This window comes from Lentzea miocenica (assembly GCF_033949945.1).
GTDB classification, from domain to species: Bacteria; Actinomycetota; Actinomycetes; order Mycobacteriales; family Pseudonocardiaceae; genus Lentzea; species Lentzea miocenica.
This window is the reverse complement of the sequence record NZ_JAXAVW010000008.1, coordinates 44,328-59,746: the sequence shown is the minus strand read 5'-3', so window position 1 is coordinate 59,746 and position 15,419 is coordinate 44,328. Positions and strand designations below refer to the sequence as shown.

General features: G+C 68.8%; 18 protein-coding genes. 13 read left to right on the top strand and 5 right to left on the bottom strand.

Annotated features, from left to right (window positions below; genetic code table 11):
- The first annotated feature begins 53 nt into the window (after positions 1–53).
- Positions 54–686, top strand: a complete 633-nt coding sequence (locus SK803_RS11405; RefSeq protein ID WP_319965852.1) for a TetR/AcrR family transcriptional regulator — start codon at positions 54–56, stop codon at positions 684–686.
- Here the strand turns inward: SK803_RS11405 and SK803_RS11400 are convergent, their stop codons facing one another.
- Positions 687–1,529: a DegV family protein gene (locus SK803_RS11400; RefSeq protein ID WP_319965851.1), complete on the bottom strand. Its 843-nt coding sequence runs from the start codon at positions 1,527–1,529 to the stop codon at positions 687–689.
- Between the two features lie 315 nt (positions 1,530–1,844).
- Between SK803_RS11400 and SK803_RS11395 the strand changes: the two genes are divergently transcribed.
- From SK803_RS11395 to SK803_RS11380, 4 genes are all read left to right on the top strand, one after another.
- Positions 1,845–2,795, top strand: coding sequence for a coiled-coil domain-containing protein (locus SK803_RS11395; protein WP_319965849.1), 951 nt, complete (start codon positions 1,845–1,847; stop codon positions 2,793–2,795).
- On the top strand, positions 2,792–3,349 hold the full coding sequence (locus SK803_RS11390; RefSeq protein WP_319965848.1) for an OmpA family protein: 558 nt from the start codon (positions 2,792–2,794) through the stop codon (positions 3,347–3,349). Before SK803_RS11395 ends, SK803_RS11390 begins: the two co-directional genes overlap by 4 nt.
- A gap of 10 nt (positions 3,350–3,359) precedes the next feature.
- Complete coding sequence (locus tag SK803_RS11385) at positions 3,360–4,025, top strand: hypothetical protein (RefSeq protein WP_319965847.1); 666 nt, start codon at positions 3,360–3,362, stop codon at positions 4,023–4,025.
- Positions 4,026–4,102: 77 nt separating this feature from the next.
- Positions 4,103–4,909, top strand: a complete 807-nt coding sequence (locus tag SK803_RS11380; protein WP_319965846.1) for an isocitrate lyase/PEP mutase family protein — start codon at positions 4,103–4,105, stop codon at positions 4,907–4,909.
- A gap of 24 nt (positions 4,910–4,933) precedes the next feature.
- Here the strand turns inward: SK803_RS11380 and SK803_RS11375 are convergent, their stop codons facing one another.
- Together SK803_RS11375 and SK803_RS11370 are read right to left on the bottom strand one after the other, a co-directional pair.
- Positions 4,934–5,083 (bottom strand): hypothetical protein, encoded by a 150-nt coding sequence (locus SK803_RS11375; RefSeq protein ID WP_170176162.1) that lies wholly within the window; start codon positions 5,081–5,083, stop codon positions 4,934–4,936.
- A 63-nt stretch (positions 5,084–5,146) separates the two neighbouring features.
- Entirely contained in the window at positions 5,147–5,989 is an 843-nt protein-coding gene (locus SK803_RS11370; protein WP_319965845.1) for a DegV family protein, read from the bottom strand.
- A gap of 217 nt (positions 5,990–6,206) precedes the next feature.
- Between SK803_RS11370 and SK803_RS11365 the strand changes: the two genes are divergently transcribed.
- The 8 genes from SK803_RS11365 to mnmA all read left to right on the top strand — a co-directional run bounded on the left by SK803_RS11365 (position 6,207) and on the right by mnmA (position 13,901).
- A complete protein-coding gene (locus SK803_RS11365) occupies positions 6,207–6,989 on the top strand; it encodes an electron transfer flavoprotein subunit beta/FixA family protein (RefSeq protein WP_319965844.1) in 783 nt (260 codons plus the stop codon).
- A gap of 13 nt (positions 6,990–7,002) precedes the next feature.
- A complete protein-coding gene (locus SK803_RS11360; protein ID WP_319965843.1) occupies positions 7,003–7,956 on the top strand; it encodes an electron transfer flavoprotein subunit alpha/FixB family protein in 954 nt (317 codons plus the stop codon).
- An 81-nt stretch (positions 7,957–8,037) separates the two neighbouring features.
- On the top strand, positions 8,038–8,454 hold the full coding sequence (locus SK803_RS11355) for an Imm50 family immunity protein (RefSeq protein WP_319965842.1): 417 nt from the start codon (positions 8,038–8,040) through the stop codon (positions 8,452–8,454).
- A 250-nt stretch (positions 8,455–8,704) separates the two neighbouring features.
- The gene (locus tag SK803_RS11350; RefSeq protein ID WP_319965841.1) at positions 8,705–9,478 is read left to right on the top strand and encodes a GNAT family N-acetyltransferase; all 774 of its coding nucleotides are present in this window, start codon (positions 8,705–8,707) and stop codon (positions 9,476–9,478) included.
- Positions 9,475–10,347: a lysophospholipid acyltransferase family protein gene (locus SK803_RS11345; protein ID WP_319965840.1), complete on the top strand. Its 873-nt coding sequence runs from the start codon at positions 9,475–9,477 to the stop codon at positions 10,345–10,347. The genes SK803_RS11350 and SK803_RS11345 overlap by 4 nt, the downstream gene beginning before the upstream one ends.
- On the top strand, positions 10,304–11,647 hold the full coding sequence (locus tag SK803_RS11340) for an MFS transporter (RefSeq protein ID WP_319965839.1): 1,344 nt from the start codon (positions 10,304–10,306) through the stop codon (positions 11,645–11,647). Before SK803_RS11345 ends, SK803_RS11340 begins: the two co-directional genes overlap by 44 nt.
- Positions 11,647–12,822 (top strand): cysteine desulfurase family protein, encoded by a 1,176-nt coding sequence (locus tag SK803_RS11335; protein WP_319965838.1) that lies wholly within the window; start codon positions 11,647–11,649, stop codon positions 12,820–12,822. The genes SK803_RS11340 and SK803_RS11335 overlap by 1 nt, the downstream gene beginning before the upstream one ends.
- On the top strand, positions 12,819–13,901 hold the full coding sequence (gene mnmA, locus SK803_RS11330) for a tRNA 2-thiouridine(34) synthase MnmA (protein WP_319965837.1): 1,083 nt from the start codon (positions 12,819–12,821) through the stop codon (positions 13,899–13,901). The genes SK803_RS11335 and mnmA overlap by 4 nt, the downstream gene beginning before the upstream one ends.
- Before the next feature lie 158 nt (positions 13,902–14,059).
- On the opposite strand, the gene SK803_RS11325 is transcribed toward mnmA, so the two are convergent.
- The gene (locus SK803_RS11325) at positions 14,060–14,911 is read right to left on the bottom strand and encodes a serine/threonine dehydratase (protein ID WP_319965836.1); all 852 of its coding nucleotides are present in this window, start codon (positions 14,909–14,911) and stop codon (positions 14,060–14,062) included.
- On the bottom strand, positions 14,908–15,411 hold the full coding sequence (locus SK803_RS11320; RefSeq protein ID WP_319965835.1) for a DUF6584 family protein: 504 nt from the start codon (positions 15,409–15,411) through the stop codon (positions 14,908–14,910). The genes SK803_RS11325 and SK803_RS11320 overlap by 4 nt, the downstream gene beginning before the upstream one ends.
- Between the last annotated feature and the right edge of the window lie 8 nt (positions 15,412–15,419).

Here is a 15,419-nt window from a genome sequence, read left to right as displayed (position 1 = left end):
AGCTAGAGTGAGGCGTGGGTGACTGTCAATAGCGAACGTGAGAGGGTCTAACCATGGAGACGGTGCAGAGCCCCCGGGAGCGCTATCGGGCCCAGGTGCGGGAAGAGGTCAAGCGGCACGCGTGGGAGCAGATCGCCGCGGCCGGGGTGACGGCGTTGTCGCTCAACGCCATCGCCAAGGAGATGGGCATGAGCGGGCCCGCCCTGTACCGGTACTTCGCGGGCCGCGACGAGCTGATCACCGCGCTGATCAAGGACGCCTACCGCAGCCTGGCCGACACCGTGCGCGCCGCGTTCGAGGCCGGCACCACCGTCGTGGCGCTCGCCGGGGTCATCAGGGAGTGGGCGCTGAGCGACCCGCACCGGTACCTGCTCATCTACGGCACGCCCGTGCCCGGCTATCACGCGCCGGACGAGATCACCGCGATCTCGGACGAGATCCTGGCGGTGCTGCTGGAGGTGTGCGCCGATGCGTCGGACGGCGCGCCGAAGACGCCGTTCGACGTCGTTCTGGGCATGAACCGCGAGTGGGCGGGTGCGCTTCCGGCGCCGTCGGCGACGGTGCATCGCGCGCTGTCGTTCTGGACGAGGCTGCAGGGTGTGCTCTCGCTCGAACTGGCCGGGCACTTCGCGCCCATGGGGTTCGACGCGGGACTTCTCCTCGCGGAGGAAGTGGAGCGGCTCTGATCAGTACGGCGAGACCGTGACGGCGAGCGCGCCAGGGCCCACGTTCGCGCCGATGGCCGCACTGACCTGAGTCAGGACGACGTCACGCGCGTGAGGGATCCGCTTCTGCAACTCCTGCAGCAGCAGGTGGCCCTCCTTCTCGGCGGCGAAGTGCTCGACCGCGAGGTCCACGTCGCGGCCGTAAGCGAGTGCCACGGCCTTTTCGACGAGCTTGCCGAGCGCTCTGTCGCGGCCGACGACCTTGTCGAACGGCTCCACCTCGCCGTTCACGACGGTGAGCAGCGGCTTGACCGACAGCGCGTCGCCGAAGAGCTTCGCCGCCGCACTCACCCGGCCCGCCTGGCGCAGGTAGTGCAGCGTGTCGACGTAGATCAGCACGTGGGCGTTGCGGCCCCGCTGCTCGGCGACGCTGCGCGCGTTCTGGACGTTGCCGCCGGTCTGCACGATCCGCGCGGCCGCGAGCGCGGCGAAACCGAGCGTCATGCCCGACGAGTGCGAGTCCACGATGAACACCGGCACGCGCGACTTGGACGCCGCGGCCCTCGCCGCGTCCGTGGCGGGAGAGAGCTTCGGCGTCACGTGGACCGACACGATCGTCTCCGCGCCCTTCGCCCACGCGTCCTGGTAGGCCCAGAAGAACGCGTCGGGCGCCGGCGGCTGGGTCGTGATCGGGATCTGCGCCGCCATCGCCTGCAGCAGCCTGTCGGTCGGTACGTAGGCCTCGTCGATCAGCTCCGACCCGATCTTCAGCTGCATCGGGACCGTGATGATGTTGAACCGCTCCGCCAAACGGGCCGGAAGTGACGCTGTCGAGTCGGTGACGACGGCTACTCGTGAGGGCACGAACGAGAAGGTTAACGAAGGGTGATCGCAGTAGCCACCAACGATCGAAGGCAATTCGTGTGATCTACGCCTGGACGGTCGCTTTCCGTGCACGGCGAACGCACGGAGTGAACCCCTCGGAAAGGCGTCCAGCTTGACACAATCGGGTGACTGACCGTTCTTTGGAGTTGATCTACGAGTGTCTCGTTTGCCCTGCAAATCGGCGTTATTCCACGTGTTACACGCACCCGTTCTGTCCACTGTCGACGCTGGTTGGGGTCACCTGGCGTGGGTAAGCTCGCACAATCTTCAGCCTGGTTGAGTGAGTAGGTGACCATGGGTGCAAAAGAGCAGGAACTAGTTCCGCTGCACGCCGCTTTCGACGTTGTCTACCGTGGTTTTCATCGGCGTCAGGTCATCGACCACATCGAGAATCTCGAGGAGCAGCTGCGCTTCACGAGCCTCGACCGGGCCGAGGCGCTGGCGCAGGCCGCCGATTTGCGCAAGCTCCTGGAAATGACGCGCCAGGATCTGGAGGACGCCCGCGCCAGGATCGAACGCCTGGAGTCGACCTCCGGTTCGCACGCGAGCGCCACCGAACGGATGCACCGCATGCTGCGCCTCGCCGAGGACGAAGCGGCGGAGATGCACCTGCAGGCCGAACGTGAGTGCACCGACCTCCGCGCCCGCACCGACGTCGAGGTCGCCGCGCTGCGCGCCGACGCCGAACGCGAAGCGGCCGCGATGCGTTCGGAGGCGGAGTCCGAGCTCTACGCGACCCGCCAGGACTGCGCCTCCCGCGCCGCCGCCGTCGAGCGGCTGGAGGTCGAGATGGAGCGCCGCTGCACCGACCTCGAGGCCCAGCACCGCCAGCGCGCCGACGAGGTCGAGCGCGAGTGCAGCGAGGCGGTCGCCCAGGCCCAGGCCGACGCCGACCGGTTGCTGCGCGAGACCGCGTTGCAGTGCAACTCCCTGGAAGCCGACTCCGAGCGCAAGCGCGAGAAGGCCCAGCAGTTCTTCGAGCTCAGCATGACCCGGCGCCGCAACGAGGCCGCGCAGCACCTGCAGGAGCAGGAGGCGCTGGCCAAGGCACGAGCCGAGTTCGTGGTGAAGGTGGCTTGCCGCGAGGCGAACCGCAGGCTGGCGGAGGTCGCCAACCGGACGGACGAGCTGCACGAGCTTCGCCGCGCCGTCCACTCGCAACTGTCCGCGGCTCGCGCGGCGTTGTCGGTGGCCGCTGATCGCGTTGCCCCGGTGCACATCCCGGAACAGGTGGCCGCGTCGTGAAGCGCTGGATTCCGCTGGTAGTCGGTGCGTTGATGGTGCCGGCCTCGGTGACGGCGTTCGGGTTCTCCGTGTACGGCGACGAGCTGGAGACGGCGTTGTCGTCGTCGCCCGCCGTGCCCGTGCGGCACGAGGGCCCGGTGCCGGTGTCGGACTTCGTGGCACCGCTGCGGATGGAACCCCCGGCACCGTTCCAGGTGCCGGCGGACATCGCCCAGCGGAACGTGCGCGAACTGTTCTCCTCGCACGCGGTCAAGGGCGTCACGTTCGCACCGGGCACGGCCTCGCTGGTGGGCCGCGGCGAGGACGTGCGGCGGGGGCTGGCCAGCGTGCTGCGCAACGTCACCGGTGGCGCGGTGACGTTGGTGTCGCACGCGTGGAACGGCGAGACGGCGTCGCACCGCTGCGACGTGCTCGCGATGGAGAGGGCCGGCCTGGTGCGGCAGTACCTGGCCGAGCAAGGGGTGGACAGCGTCATCACCACGAAGGTGATCGTGGACCCCGTCTGGGGCCCGCCCTCGGACTTCGGCCCCCAGGTCGACGTCCTCGTCAGCTAGGAGCCTTCGCATGGCAGGGGCGATCGGAATCGTCTTCGGGTTGTGCGTGCTGTCCTTCACGTTGGGGGCAGCCCTCATGTACGTGGTGCTTCGACGCCGCGAGGACGCTGCTGCGCTTTCGGCGTCTTCGCCGTCGGACGAACCGGTCGAGCGGACGTGGGTGGAGAAGCCCGCGGCCGTCGAGCCCGTGCCGGACGACTACGACACGCGGCCGATCCACCGCAATCCGGTGATGGGGCTGCCGCAGCTGGAGCCGGCGCTGGCCGTGCTGGCCGAGCCCGTGGTGGAGCCGGAACCGGAGATCGTCGAAGCGGAGGTCGTCGAGCCGGAGCCGGTCGTCGAGCTGGAACCCGAGCCGGAGCCGGTCGTCGAGCTGGAACCCGAGCCGGAGCCGGTCGCCGAGCTGGAACCCGAGCCGGAACCCGTTGCGGTGGAACCGGAACCAGTCGCTGCCGAGCTGGAACCGGAACCTGTCGCCGTTGAGCCGGAACCGGTCGCCGAGGTCGAACCCGAGCCTGAGCCCGAACCTGTTCCTGAGCCGGTAGTGGAGACCACGTTGCCGCCGCCTGCCGCGCCCCAGCCCGTCGAGCACACGACGTGGGTGGAGCGGGAGGACTTCCGGCAGCGGTACCTGCGGACGTTCGAAGAGGTGCGCCGCAAGGCGGGCAGCAACTGACGGGCGTGTCCGGAAGTCGGCGGTTCACGTCCGAAACTGGCCGGACTTCGTCGGTGCCTGCTGATATCACTCAGATCATGACTTCCACCGCTGACCGCACCACGCTCTTCCACGCCCTCCACCAGCAGCCCCCGCTCGCCCTCCCCAACGCCTGGGACGTCGCCTCGGCCCTCATCGTCGAGGCCGCCGGTGCCAAGGCCGTCGCCACCACGAGCGCCGGCGTCGCGTGGAGTCTCGGCGCCCCGGACGGCGACGCGCTGGACCGCGAGCTCGCGATCGATCTCGTCGCCCGGATCGCGAAGGCGGTCAGCATCCCGGTGACCGCGGACATCGAGTCGGGCTTCGGCGAGGACGCGAAGGAAGTCGGCGAGACCGCGAGGGCGGTCGTGGCAGCGGGTGCGTCCGGTGTGAACATCGAGGACGGCCACGGCGGCTCGATCCGGGACGTGCAGGAGCAGAAGGAACGTCTTGCGGCGGCAAGGGAAGCCGCCCCGGAGCTCTTCATCAACGCCAGGACCGACGTGTACCTGCGGGGCGTCGGCGCGCCCGAGGACCGCCTGCAGCTGGCGATCGACCGCGCCAAGGCCTATCTCGAGGCCGGCGCCAGCGGCATCTTCGTGCCCGGCGTGTACGACCTCGACGTCATCAAGACGCTCGCCGAGAACATCGACGCCCCGCTCAACGTGCTGGCAGGTCCGGGCGCACCCGCGGTCCACGAACTGGCGACCGCGGGCGCGGCCAGGATCAGCGTGGGCACCGCGCTCGCCTCAGCGGCGTACGCGGTGGCCAAGAAGGCGGCTGAGGAGTTGCTGACGAAGGGCACCTACGACAGCACCAACGAGGGTTTGGGCTACGGCGAGCTGAACGCGTTGTTCAGCAAGTAGTGCTGAACCAGCGCTTCGAAACTTCTAGTGCTTCTTGCCGCGGAACTTGCGCAGCAGCTGCTCTGCCTGCGCACGTTTGCGCGGGTCCTGGGCCATCTGCCGTGCCTTGGCCTGAAGCTTGTGGCCCTGCGGACTGCGCAGGAACCTGGTGATCTTGTCCATGAAACCGGCCATCGGTCCTCCAGGTGTCCGTTACGTCCAGTTCAACGGACGGAACAGCACTTGGAGTTCCCGGAGTCAGACCGGCGAAACTGTGATGCCCAGCGCTCCGGGGCCCACGTGCGCCCCGATGGCCGAGCTGACCTGCGTCAACATGAACTGGCGGACGTTGGGCACACCGGTCCGGAGCTTGCGCAGCAGTCGCTGGGCCTTCTCCGGTGCGTCGAAGTGCTCCACGGCGACGTCGACGGTGTCGGTGCCCGCGCGCTTGATCGCGATGTCCAGCATCCGGTTGAGCGCGCGGTCGGCGCCGATCACCTTGTCCAGCGGCGTGATCTGGCCGTCCGCCATGGTCAGCAGCGGCTTCATCGACAGCACGCCGCCGACCAGTGCGGCCGCGGCGCCGATGCGACCGCCGCGGCGCAGGTACTCGAGCGTGTCCACGTAGATCAGCTCGGTGGATCTGTCGAACCGGCGCTGCGCGGTCGCGAGCACTTTCTCCACGTTGCAGCCTGCTTCGGCCACCTTCGCGGCGGCCTGGACGGCGTAGCCGATGCTCATCCCGCAGGTGTGGGTGTCGACGACGTGCACGGGCACGCGGACCTGGGCGGCGGCGGTACGGGCCGCCTCGACGGTCGCGGACTGCCGGCCCGACACGTGCACGGACACGATCGAGCGGACGCCCTGCGCGGCCAGTTCGTTGTAGGTCCAGAAGAACGCGCCGGGATCGGGCGGAATCGTCGCCACGGGCACGTTGGCACGCATGGCCGAGACCAGGTCGGGGACCGGGATGCGGGACTCGTCGTCGGTGTGGTCACCGATCCGCACCTGGATCTGGACCACCTCGATGCCGAGTTGATCAGTCAGCTGCGCCGGGAGGCAGGCCGTGCTGTCGGTAACGATAGCTACTCGCCGGTACATGTCGGCGCAGCCTAGTCCCCCGAATGGGTTACGTCTCAAAAGGTGGCGCCACCGGGTGAGAACCATCACGCTTGCGGGGTGCTTGCTGGCGTTTGCAGTGGTGCTACTGGCGGGTAACATCCGGATAGATGGCAGGGTCGTGAACACCCGGCGGCGCAATCCCTAGAGTCCTCCGCGTAAGCGTCGCCGCCCGTCCGCAGGAGGTCGAAGAGGACCTATGAACATTGTTGTCCTGGTCAAGCAGGTGCCTGACACCTGGTCCGAGCGCAAGCTCACCGACGCCGACCACACCCTTGACCGCGAATCTGCGGATGCAGTGCTCGACGAGATCAACGAGCGCGCCGTCGAAGAGGCCCTGCTGCTGCAGGAAGCCCACGGCGGTGAGGTCACCGTGATCGCGATGGGTCCCGACCGCGCCACCGACGCCATTCGCAAGGCGCTCTCGATGGGTGCCGACAAGGCCATCCACGTGAGCGACGAGGCGTTGCACGGCTCGGACGTGCTCGCCACGGCGAAGGTCCTCGCGAAGGCGATCGGCACGGTCGAGAACGTCGACCTGGTCATCGCCGGCAACGAGGCGACCGACGGCCGCGCGGGCGCTGTCCCGGCCATCGTCGCCGAGCTGCTCGGCCTGCCGCAGGTCACCCAGCTGCGCAAGGTCACGGTCGAGGGCTCCACGATCAAGGGCGAGCGCGAGACCGACGAGGGCGTCGCGTTCCTCGAGGCGTCGCTCCCGGCCGTGGTCTCGGTGACCGAGAAGATCAACGAGCCGCGTTACCCGTCCTTCAAGGGCATCATGGCCGCGAAGAAGAAGCCCGTCTCCACGCTCACCGTGGCGGACCTGGGCATCGACGCGTCCGAGGTCGGCCTGTCCGGTGCGTGGTCCCAGGTGCTCGAGGCGGCCCCGAAGCCGCCGCGCAGCGCGGGTCAGCGCGTCGAGGACGGTGGCGACGGCGGTCAGAAGATCGCCGAGTTCCTCGTCGGCCAGAAGCTCATCTGAGGGAGGGGAAATCATGTCTGAAGTTCTGGTTCTGGTCGACCACGTCGACGGCGAGGTCAAGAAGGTCAGCTACGAGCTGCTGACGGCCGCGGGGCGCCTTGGCACCCCGGCCGCCGTGGTCGTGGGCGCGCCCGGCACCGCCTCGAAGATCCGCGAGTCGCTCGGCCGCTTCGGCGCCGCGAAGGTCTACGCGATCGAGTCGGACGACGCGGTCAACTTCCTGGTGACCCCGAAGGTCGACGCCCTCGCCGCACTGGCCCCGAACGCGTCCGCGGTGCTCGTCTCCGCGACCGTCGAGGGCAAGGAGGTCGCGGGCCGTCTCGCCGTGCGCCTCGGCGGCGGTCTGCTCGTGGACGTCGTGGACATCGACGCGGACGGCACCGGCGTGCAGTCCATCTTCGGTGGCGCGTTCGTCGTCAAGTCCAAGGTCGGCACCGGCACCCCGGTCATCACCGTCCGCCCCGGCGGCGTAGAGGCCGAGGAGTCCGCCGCGGACGCCGTGCTGGACGAGTCGGTCTCCATCTCCGTGGACACCGCCAAGTCCGCCCGCGTGACCTCGCGTGAGGCCATCGTCGGCGGCGACCGCCCGGAGCTGACCGAGGCCTCCGTCGTCGTCTCCGGCGGCCGCGGCGTCGGCTCGGCGGAGAAGTTCTCCACCGTCGAGGAGCTCGCGGACTCGCTGGGTGCCGCCGTCGGTGCCTCGCGCGCCGCGGTCGACTCCGGCTACTACCCGCACCAGTTCCAGGTCGGCCAGACCGGTAAGACGGTCTCGCCGCAGCTGTACGTGGCGCTGGGCATCTCCGGTGCCATCCAGCACCGCGCGGGCATGCAGACCTCGAAGACGATCGTCGCGGTCAACAAGGACCCCGAGGCCCCGATCTTCGAGATCGCCGACTTCGGCGTGGTGGGCGACCTGTTCAACGTCGCGCCGCAGCTGACCGAAGAGGTCAAGAAGCGCAAGGGCTGAGCACTTCGGCTCTCCCGAACGGCCGTCCCACCTCGATGGGGCGGCCGTTCGCCTGTTCCGGAGTCTTACGAGGAGAACGGCATGAGCTGGCTTGATCACCTCGCTCTCCCCGGCCCCGGGCGGAGAGCCGTCGACGAGCTGTACTCGACTCCACCGTCCCTGGCCGGCGCCGACCTGCACGAGGTCGTCGTGAGCCGGGACAGCCCGAGCGTCGCCCTGCGGTTCAACCTCGCCGAGTTCGCGGACCGCCCGCGCCAGGAGTGGGTCGCCGCGGGCATGAACCGGGTCCAGGTCAGGCTCCGGTTCGACTTCGTCGAGGACCTGGTGATCCGCGGTTTCGGCTTCACCAACGACGTGTCCATCGACATGGACCTCGTGGACGACGAGAAGCTCGCCGTCCACGTGCACGGGCCCACCACGGACATCACGTTCCGGTGCTGGCGGGAGCCGATGTTGTCGAAGATCAGCGCGTACATCCACAACCCGAACTCGATCTGAGCGTTAGGCTCGACGCCATGACCGAAGAGCGCTACTGGCTTCAGCACCAGTGAAGGAGAGTCCAGCGGCTGCACGCATCGCCTGACGATGCCGGATGCGCCGGGACGGTCCACGAGTACCTGCGCCGGTATCTCGCAAGGCTGAAACAACGCGGCCCGAGGTAGCACCACCGTGGGTTAACCCGACTGCCACTGAGGCGTCATCGGTTTGACCTGCTGTCATTCGCCAACCCGGCTTCACCCTGGTTCGCATGACGCAGCCGGAACTGCTTGTCAGCACCCCCGCCCAGCAGGGCGAGGACGCTCCCCGCTACTCCCTCCTCGTCGCCCGTGACAGCGAAGAAGTCGTCGCCGCGCAGAGACTGCGCTACGAGGTGTTCGCCGGTGAGATGGGGGCGACGCTGCACACCGGCGTGCCCGGCCACGACGTCGACGAGTTCGACCAGCACTGCGACCACCTCGTGGTGCGCGACGACCGCACGGGCCAGATCGTCGGCGGCTACCGCATGCTGCCGCCGGAGCGCGCCAAGGAAGCCGGCCGGCTCTACAGCGACGGCGAGTTCGACCTGACCAACCTCGCCGGCATCCGGCACACCACTGTCGAGACCGGACGCTCGTGCGTGCACCCCGACCACCGCAACGGCGCCGTCGTCAGCCTCGTGTGGGCGGGCATCGCGCGGTACATGCTGCTGAGCGGTCACAAGTGGCTCGTCGGGTGCGCGTCGATTCCGTTGCAGGACGGCGGAAGCCTCGCGGCCGGTGTGTGGGACACGGTGCACGCCAAGCACTACGCGCCCGAGCAGTACCGCGTCACGCCGCACACGCCGTGGAACGTCGACGAGATCGAGCGGCCGGCCAGGACGGTGATGCCGCCGCTGCTCAAGGGGTACCTGCGGCTCGGCGCCAAGATCTGCGGCCGGCCCGCGCTCGACGCGGACTTCGGGGTCGCCGACCTGTTCATCCTGCTCGGCATGGACCACGTGGACCAGCGCTACCTCAAGTTCTTCCTGGGGGAGACAGCATGAGTCACGCCTGGATGCCCGCCTCGCCCTGCGGTGACGGGTGCGTCAGCGGTACGCCGGGCCAGGTCAGCGCGTTCAGGCAGACCTGGCGGGCGGTCACGGCCCTCACGGCCCTCCTCTGCGGTGTGTGGATCGCGGTCGCGCTCCTGCTGCCGGCCAGGCAGCGGGAGAGCGCCATCCGCCTCTGGTTCCACGCGGTCCTGCGGGCGTTCGGGGTCCGGCTGCGGGTGCACGGCGCCCGGAAGTTCCAGGAGATCCCCAAGCGCGGCGTGCTCGTCGTGAGCAACCACGTGTCGTGGCTGGACGAGCTCGCGATCGACTCGGTGCAGCCGATCCGGCTCGTGGCCAAGAAGGACATCAAGAGCTGGCCGGTGCTCGGCAGGATCATCACGGCGGCGGGCACGGTCTACCTCGACCGCGAGAAGCTCCGCGAGCTGCCTCAGGCCGTGAACGAGCTGGCCACGTCGTTGCGCAACGGCAGCGCGGTCGGCATCCACGCCGAGGGCACGACGTGGTGCGGGATGGCGTCCGGGCACTACAAGCCGGCGCTGTTCCAGGCCGCGCTTGACGCCGGTGTGCCGGTGCGGCCGATCGTGCTGCGCTACCGGATCGGCGACCACCTGACCACGCAGCCGGCGTTCATCGGCAGCGACACGCTCGTCGACTCGATCCGCCGCGTGCTGAGAATCAGGGACCTCGTGGTCGAGGTGCACGTGCTCGACGAGATCGCTCCCGGCCGTGCGGCGACCCGCAGGGAACTGGCAAAACTTGCCGAAGAGCAATCAAACCGCTTGACCTCGACCGAGCTGGAGCTTGCACCATCTACAGGTGACTCTCACCGCGCCCGTTCCATCACGCCTCTGGTCGCCTGACCGCCGCTGGCCCACGACGGGCATCCTCCTGCTGGTCACCCTCCTCGCCTTCGAGGCGATGGGTGTCGGCACGGCGATGCCCACCATGGTCAGCGAGCTCGAGGGCGAGGCGCTGTACGCGTGGCCGTTCCTCGCGAACCTCGCGGCGAGCGTCATCGCGACGGTCTTCTCCGGACGGCTCTCCGACCGGCGCGGACCGAGGCCCGCGGTGCTGATCGGCGTGGTGCTGTTCCTCGCCGGGCTGGTCGTCGCGGGCGTGGCGGAGACCATGACGGTGTTGCTGGTCGGGCGGGTGCTGCAGGGTTTCGGCGCGGGCTTCCTGATCGTCGCGATCTACGTGCTGATCGCGCTCGCGTACCCGGAGAGCGACCGGCCCGCGGTGTTCGGCGCGCTGTCGGCGGCGTGGGTGGTGCCGTCGCTGGTGGGTCCGGCGGTCGCGGGCTGGGCGACCGAGCACCTGAGCTGGCGGTGGGTGTTCCTCGCGATCGTGCCGTTGGTGCTCGTCGGCAGCGTGTTGCTCATCCCGGTGCTCAGGAAGCTGCCTCCACACGCCGCGACGCCGCCACAACGCAAGTACCTGCCGTTGGCAGCGGTGGCGATCGGTCTGGGCGTGGCGGGTCTGAGCTGGGGGTTGCAACACCGCACGTGGTGGTTGATCGCGGTGGCGTTGCTGCTGCTGGCGCCCGCACTGCGCATCCTGCTGCCGAAGGGCACGCTGATCGCCCGGCGCGGCCTGCCCGTCACGATCCTCGCGCGTGGTCTGCTGGCCGGCACGTTCTTCGCGGTTGAGGGCTTCATCCCGCTCACGCTGACCGTCGTGCACGGCTACTCGCCCCTGGAGGCGGGCATTCCGCTGACGCTGAGCGCGCTCGGCTGGGCCGGCGCCTCGATGTGGGCGTCGCGGCACCCGGAGATCGAGCGCCACACGCTCGTGCGGACCGGCTTCCTGTTCACGGCGACCGGTATCGCGGCCGTGACGCTCATCGCACCCACGTGGGGCCCCGCCTTCCTCACCCCGGTGCTGTGGGCCGTCGCCGGCGCGGGCATGGGCATGGCGACGTCCAGCGTCGGCGTGCTGATGATGGCCGCGTCACCCGAGGCCGACCGCGGGTTCAACTCGGCGGCGCTGCAGATCTCCGACATGCTCTTCTCCGCGACCATGATCGGGATCGGCGGCGTGCTCGTGGTGGCGACCGCGCCGACCGCGGGCGTGGTGGTGCTGAACCTGTCGATGGCCGCGTTGGCCGTGGTGGGAGCGATTCTGACCGGACCCCGCATGCGGGCTACCCTTGAGCCCTGATGGCTTATCTCGACCATGCCGCCACGACCCCCATGCACCCGCAGGCGATCGCGGCCATGACCGAGGCGTTGTCCACCACGGGCAACGCCTCGTCGCTGCACACCTCCGGCAGGCGAGCGCGGCGGGCGATCGAAGAGGCCCGCGAGAACATCGCCGACGCCCTCGGCGCCCGGCCGTCCGAGGTGCTCTTCACCGGCGGCGGCACGGAGAGCGACAACCTCGCGGTCAAGGGCATCTACTGGGCGAGCGGCAAGCGCCGCGTCCTGGCCTCCGCCGTCGAGCACCACGCCGTGCTGGACGCCGTCGAGTGGCTGGAGCAGCAGGGCGCGGACGTCACGTGGCTGCCGACCGACTCCTACGGCCGTGTGTCGGCGGAGTCCGTTTCCGAGGCTTTGGGCTCCTCCGACGACGTCGCGCTCGTCACGACGATGTGGGCGAACAACGAGGTCGGCACCATCAACCCGGTGCACGACATCGCACGCGTGTGTGCGGAACGCGGTGTGCCGTTCCACACGGACGCCGTGCAGGCCGTGGGCGCCGTGCCCGTTGATTTCGCCGCTTCCGGCGCTTCCGCGTTGACCATGACCGGCCACAAGGTCGGCGGCCCGTACGGCGTGGGCGTGCTGCTGCTGGCACGCGACGTGAAGTGCGCGCCGCTGCTGCACGGCGGCGGCCAGGAGCGGGACGTGCGGTCCGGCACGCTGGACGCGCCGTCGATCGTCGGTCTGGCCAGCGCGGTGCGGATCGCGGTCGAGGAGCAGGCCACTCGTGCCGTGGAGTTGACCGCGTTGCGCGAGGAACTGATCGCGTCGGTGCGTTCGGTGGTACCGGACGTGATCGTGAACGGCGACCCGGTCGACCGCCTGCCCGGCAACGCGCACCTGACGTTCCCCGGCTGCGAGGGCGACAGCCTGCTGATGCTGCTCGACGCGCGCGGCATCGAGTGCTCGACGGGTTCCGCGTGCACCGCCGGAGTCGCGCAACCGAGCCACGTGCTGCTGGCGATGGACGTCGAACCGGCCCTGGCCCGCGGATCACTGCGGTTCTCGCTCGGGCATACGTCGACGCTCGCGGACGTTGAGCAGTTGGTGTCGGCCATCGGGCCGGTGGTGGAGAGGGCTCGCACGGCGGGGCTGGCAGGTATGAGGCGTTCTCGGAAGGTGGTCAAGCAGTGAAGGTCCTCGCGGCGATGAGCGGTGGTGTCGATTCCGCGGTGGCGGCGGCACGAGCCGTCGAAGCGGGACACGACGTGACGGGCGTGCACCTCGCGTTGTCGGCCAAGCCCGGCACATTGCGCACCGGTGCTCGTGGGTGTTGCACCATTGAGGACTCGCACGACGCTCGTCGTGCCGCGGATCTGATGGGGATCCCGTTCTACGTCTGGGACTTCGCTGAGCGGTTCACCGAAGAGGTCGTCGAGGACTTCGTCGCGGAGTACGCGGCTGGGCGGACGCCCAACCCCTGCCTGCGGTGCAACGAGCGGATCAAGTTCGAGGCGTTGCTGGACAAGGCGATCGCGCTGGGGTTCGACGCGGTCTGCACTGGGCACTATGCACGGCTTGAGGTTGTTGACGGGCGGCCGGAGTTGCGTCGTTCGGTCGACCTCGGGAAGGACCAGTCGTACGTGCTGGCTTCCTTGACGGCGGACCAGTTGGCTCATGCGATGTTCCCGTTGGGGGACACCATGAAGGACGACGTGCGGGTCGAGGCTGCTTCGCGTGGGTTGTCGGTGGCCAAGAAGCCGGACAGCCACGACATCTGCTTCATTCCGGATGGGGACACGCAGAAGTTCCTGGCTGGGCGGATGGAGACTCGGCCTGGGTTGCTGATCGACGATGAGACCGGTGCTGTGCTGGGGCGGCATGCTGGGGTGCACGAATTCACTGTGGGGCAGCGGAAGGGGCTCGGGATTGACGGGCCGGCTGCTGATGGGCGGCCTCGGTACGTGCTGGCGTTGGAGCCGGTTTCTGGGAACGTCCGGGTCGGGGCCGTGGAGAAGCTTGCTGTGACTGGGATTTCCGCGTCTGACCCGGTTGCGCACGTGGTGCTGGACGGGCCGGTTGAGTGTGTGGCTCAGGTTCGGGCGCATGGGGGGACGGCTCCTGCTGTCGCGGAGCTGGTTGACGGGGTGTTGCAGGTGCAGCTGCGGGAGCCGTTGAAGGGTGTCGCGCCGGGGCAGGCTGTGGCGATTTACCGCGAGGACGTGGCGGGGGATCTGGTGCTGGCCAGCGCGACGATCGACGCTACTTCCTGATCTGGGCTTTCGGCGGCACGCCTGACGTTGGGCGGCGGCGCGCGTAGGTAGTTGCGTCGGTGGTGTGGTCTCGTCACAAGCCGTACCAGGAGCGAGGCAGCAATAGCCGTGGCACGACTCGTGACGGGACCACACCACCGGAAACGCTCGCTCATGGGTTAGCGGGGTTGCCACTCCGAGTTTGCACCGCAGAGGATTACGCAGGGGAGCTCGCTTTGCTTGTCTCCCTTGAGGAATGACGCGAACGCCGCTGCGCCCGCTGGTTCCACGGCCAGGCGGAAGTCTGCCCACAGGCGGTCTCGGGCCGCGAGGATCTCCTCGTCGGAGACCAGGGCTGACGTGACGTTGTGCTGCTGAAGGATTTCCAGCGACAGTTCGCCTGCTCGGGTGGCGCCCAGTGCGTCGGCTGCTACTGACTTCACCTCGGAGTCGACTGGCTCACCGGCGGCCAGGGCGTTGTGCATGGCGCAGCAGGTTTCTGGTTCCACGGCGATGATGTGGCGGCCGCCTGAGGCCAGTGCGGCACCGGCGATCAGGCCTCCGCCGCCTACCGCGACGTAGATGGTGTCGACTTCGGGGGCGTCTTCGACGATTTCCTGGGTGACTGTGGACTGGCCTTCGATCACGGTTCGGTCGTTGTAGGCCTCGATGTAGGCCGGGCCGAAGTCGCGGGCGGCCAGGGCGGCTTCCGCGTAGGTGGTGCCGTGGCGGATCAGCTTGGCGCCCAGGGCTTCGATGCGCTTGGTCTTGGTTTCCGGGGCGGTCACGGGGACGAAGACGGTGGCGTGGGCGCCCAGTAGTTGCGCGGCTTGGGCCACTGCGATGCCGTGGTTGCCGCCGGAGGCTGTGACCACTTCGGAGACGTTCAGGGAGAGGAGCTTGTTGACGGCTCCGCGGATCTTGAACGAGCCGGTCAGCTGGAGGTGTTCGAGTTTGAGCACCAGGGGTCGGCCGTCGACAGTGGCGTGCATGGTCGGGGTGCGGCGGACGTACTGCGACAGCGTTCTCATGTGACCAGCTTCCACAAGAACTGGACGAGAGTCACGATGCCCAGGATGAAACACACCAGGACGAAGGTGCCGCCGACCATGACGATCAGGCAGGCGCCCCAGGACGTTTCCTCGTTCGGGGTGGCGTCGAGGTCGTGCTGGAGCTCTATGCGGGCTTCCAGGTAGAGGGACGCCAGGCGGGTTCGTGCGGCTTCGGTGGGGGCCTCGTCCACGCGGCCCTGCCAGCTGAGGGCCACCAGGCGGGACTCTGCTTTGCGGTAGGCGCGTTCGAAGGCCAGGGTTTCTTCTGGGTCGCGTTCTTCGGAGAGGTACGTCCAGCGGCCGGCTTGGGCTGGTTGGCCGAGGGTTCGGTAGACCTCGGCGAGGCGCTCGCGCAGATCGAGGCGGTGCGGGTAGGTGCCTACCAGCCCGGCGACGCGCTGACGTGCGCGAAGCACGCTCGCGAGGTCGCCTCGTCGCAACTCCTCGGCCGCTTTGTGGAGCGTCAGCTCTACCGGCATGAAGATTA

What these genes read in the sequence shown, in the direction of transcription:
- SK803_RS11405 (WP_319965852.1), top strand. Translation starts at nt 54, where the DNA reads ATGGAGACGGTGCAGAGCCCCCGGGAGCGCTATCGGGCCCAGGTGCGG.
- SK803_RS11395 (WP_319965849.1), top strand. Translation starts at nt 1,845, where the DNA reads ATGGGTGCAAAAGAGCAGGAACTAGTTCCGCTGCACGCCGCTTTCGAC.
- SK803_RS11385 (WP_319965847.1), top strand. Translation starts at nt 3,360, where the DNA reads ATGGCAGGGGCGATCGGAATCGTCTTCGGGTTGTGCGTGCTGTCCTTC.
- SK803_RS11380 (WP_319965846.1), top strand. Translation starts at nt 4,103, where the DNA reads ATGACTTCCACCGCTGACCGCACCACGCTCTTCCACGCCCTCCACCAG.
- SK803_RS11375 (WP_170176162.1), bottom strand. Translation starts at nt 5,083, where the DNA reads ATGGCCGGTTTCATGGACAAGATCACCAGGTTCCTGCGCAGTCCGCAG.
- SK803_RS11370 (WP_319965845.1), bottom strand. Translation starts at nt 5,989, where the DNA reads ATGTACCGGCGAGTAGCTATCGTTACCGACAGCACGGCCTGCCTCCCG.
- SK803_RS11365 (WP_319965844.1), top strand. Translation starts at nt 6,207, where the DNA reads ATGAACATTGTTGTCCTGGTCAAGCAGGTGCCTGACACCTGGTCCGAG.
- SK803_RS11360 (WP_319965843.1), top strand. Translation starts at nt 7,003, where the DNA reads ATGTCTGAAGTTCTGGTTCTGGTCGACCACGTCGACGGCGAGGTCAAG.
- SK803_RS11355 (WP_319965842.1), top strand. Translation starts at nt 8,038, where the DNA reads ATGAGCTGGCTTGATCACCTCGCTCTCCCCGGCCCCGGGCGGAGAGCC.
- SK803_RS11350 (WP_319965841.1), top strand. Translation starts at nt 8,705, where the DNA reads ATGACGCAGCCGGAACTGCTTGTCAGCACCCCCGCCCAGCAGGGCGAG.
- SK803_RS11345 (WP_319965840.1), top strand. Translation starts at nt 9,475, where the DNA reads ATGAGTCACGCCTGGATGCCCGCCTCGCCCTGCGGTGACGGGTGCGTC.
- SK803_RS11335 (WP_319965838.1), top strand. Translation starts at nt 11,647, where the DNA reads ATGGCTTATCTCGACCATGCCGCCACGACCCCCATGCACCCGCAGGCG.
- SK803_RS11325 (WP_319965836.1), bottom strand. Translation starts at nt 14,911, where the DNA reads ATGAGAACGCTGTCGCAGTACGTCCGCCGCACCCCGACCATGCACGCC.
- SK803_RS11320 (WP_319965835.1), bottom strand. Translation starts at nt 15,411, where the DNA reads ATGCCGGTAGAGCTGACGCTCCACAAAGCGGCCGAGGAGTTGCGACGA.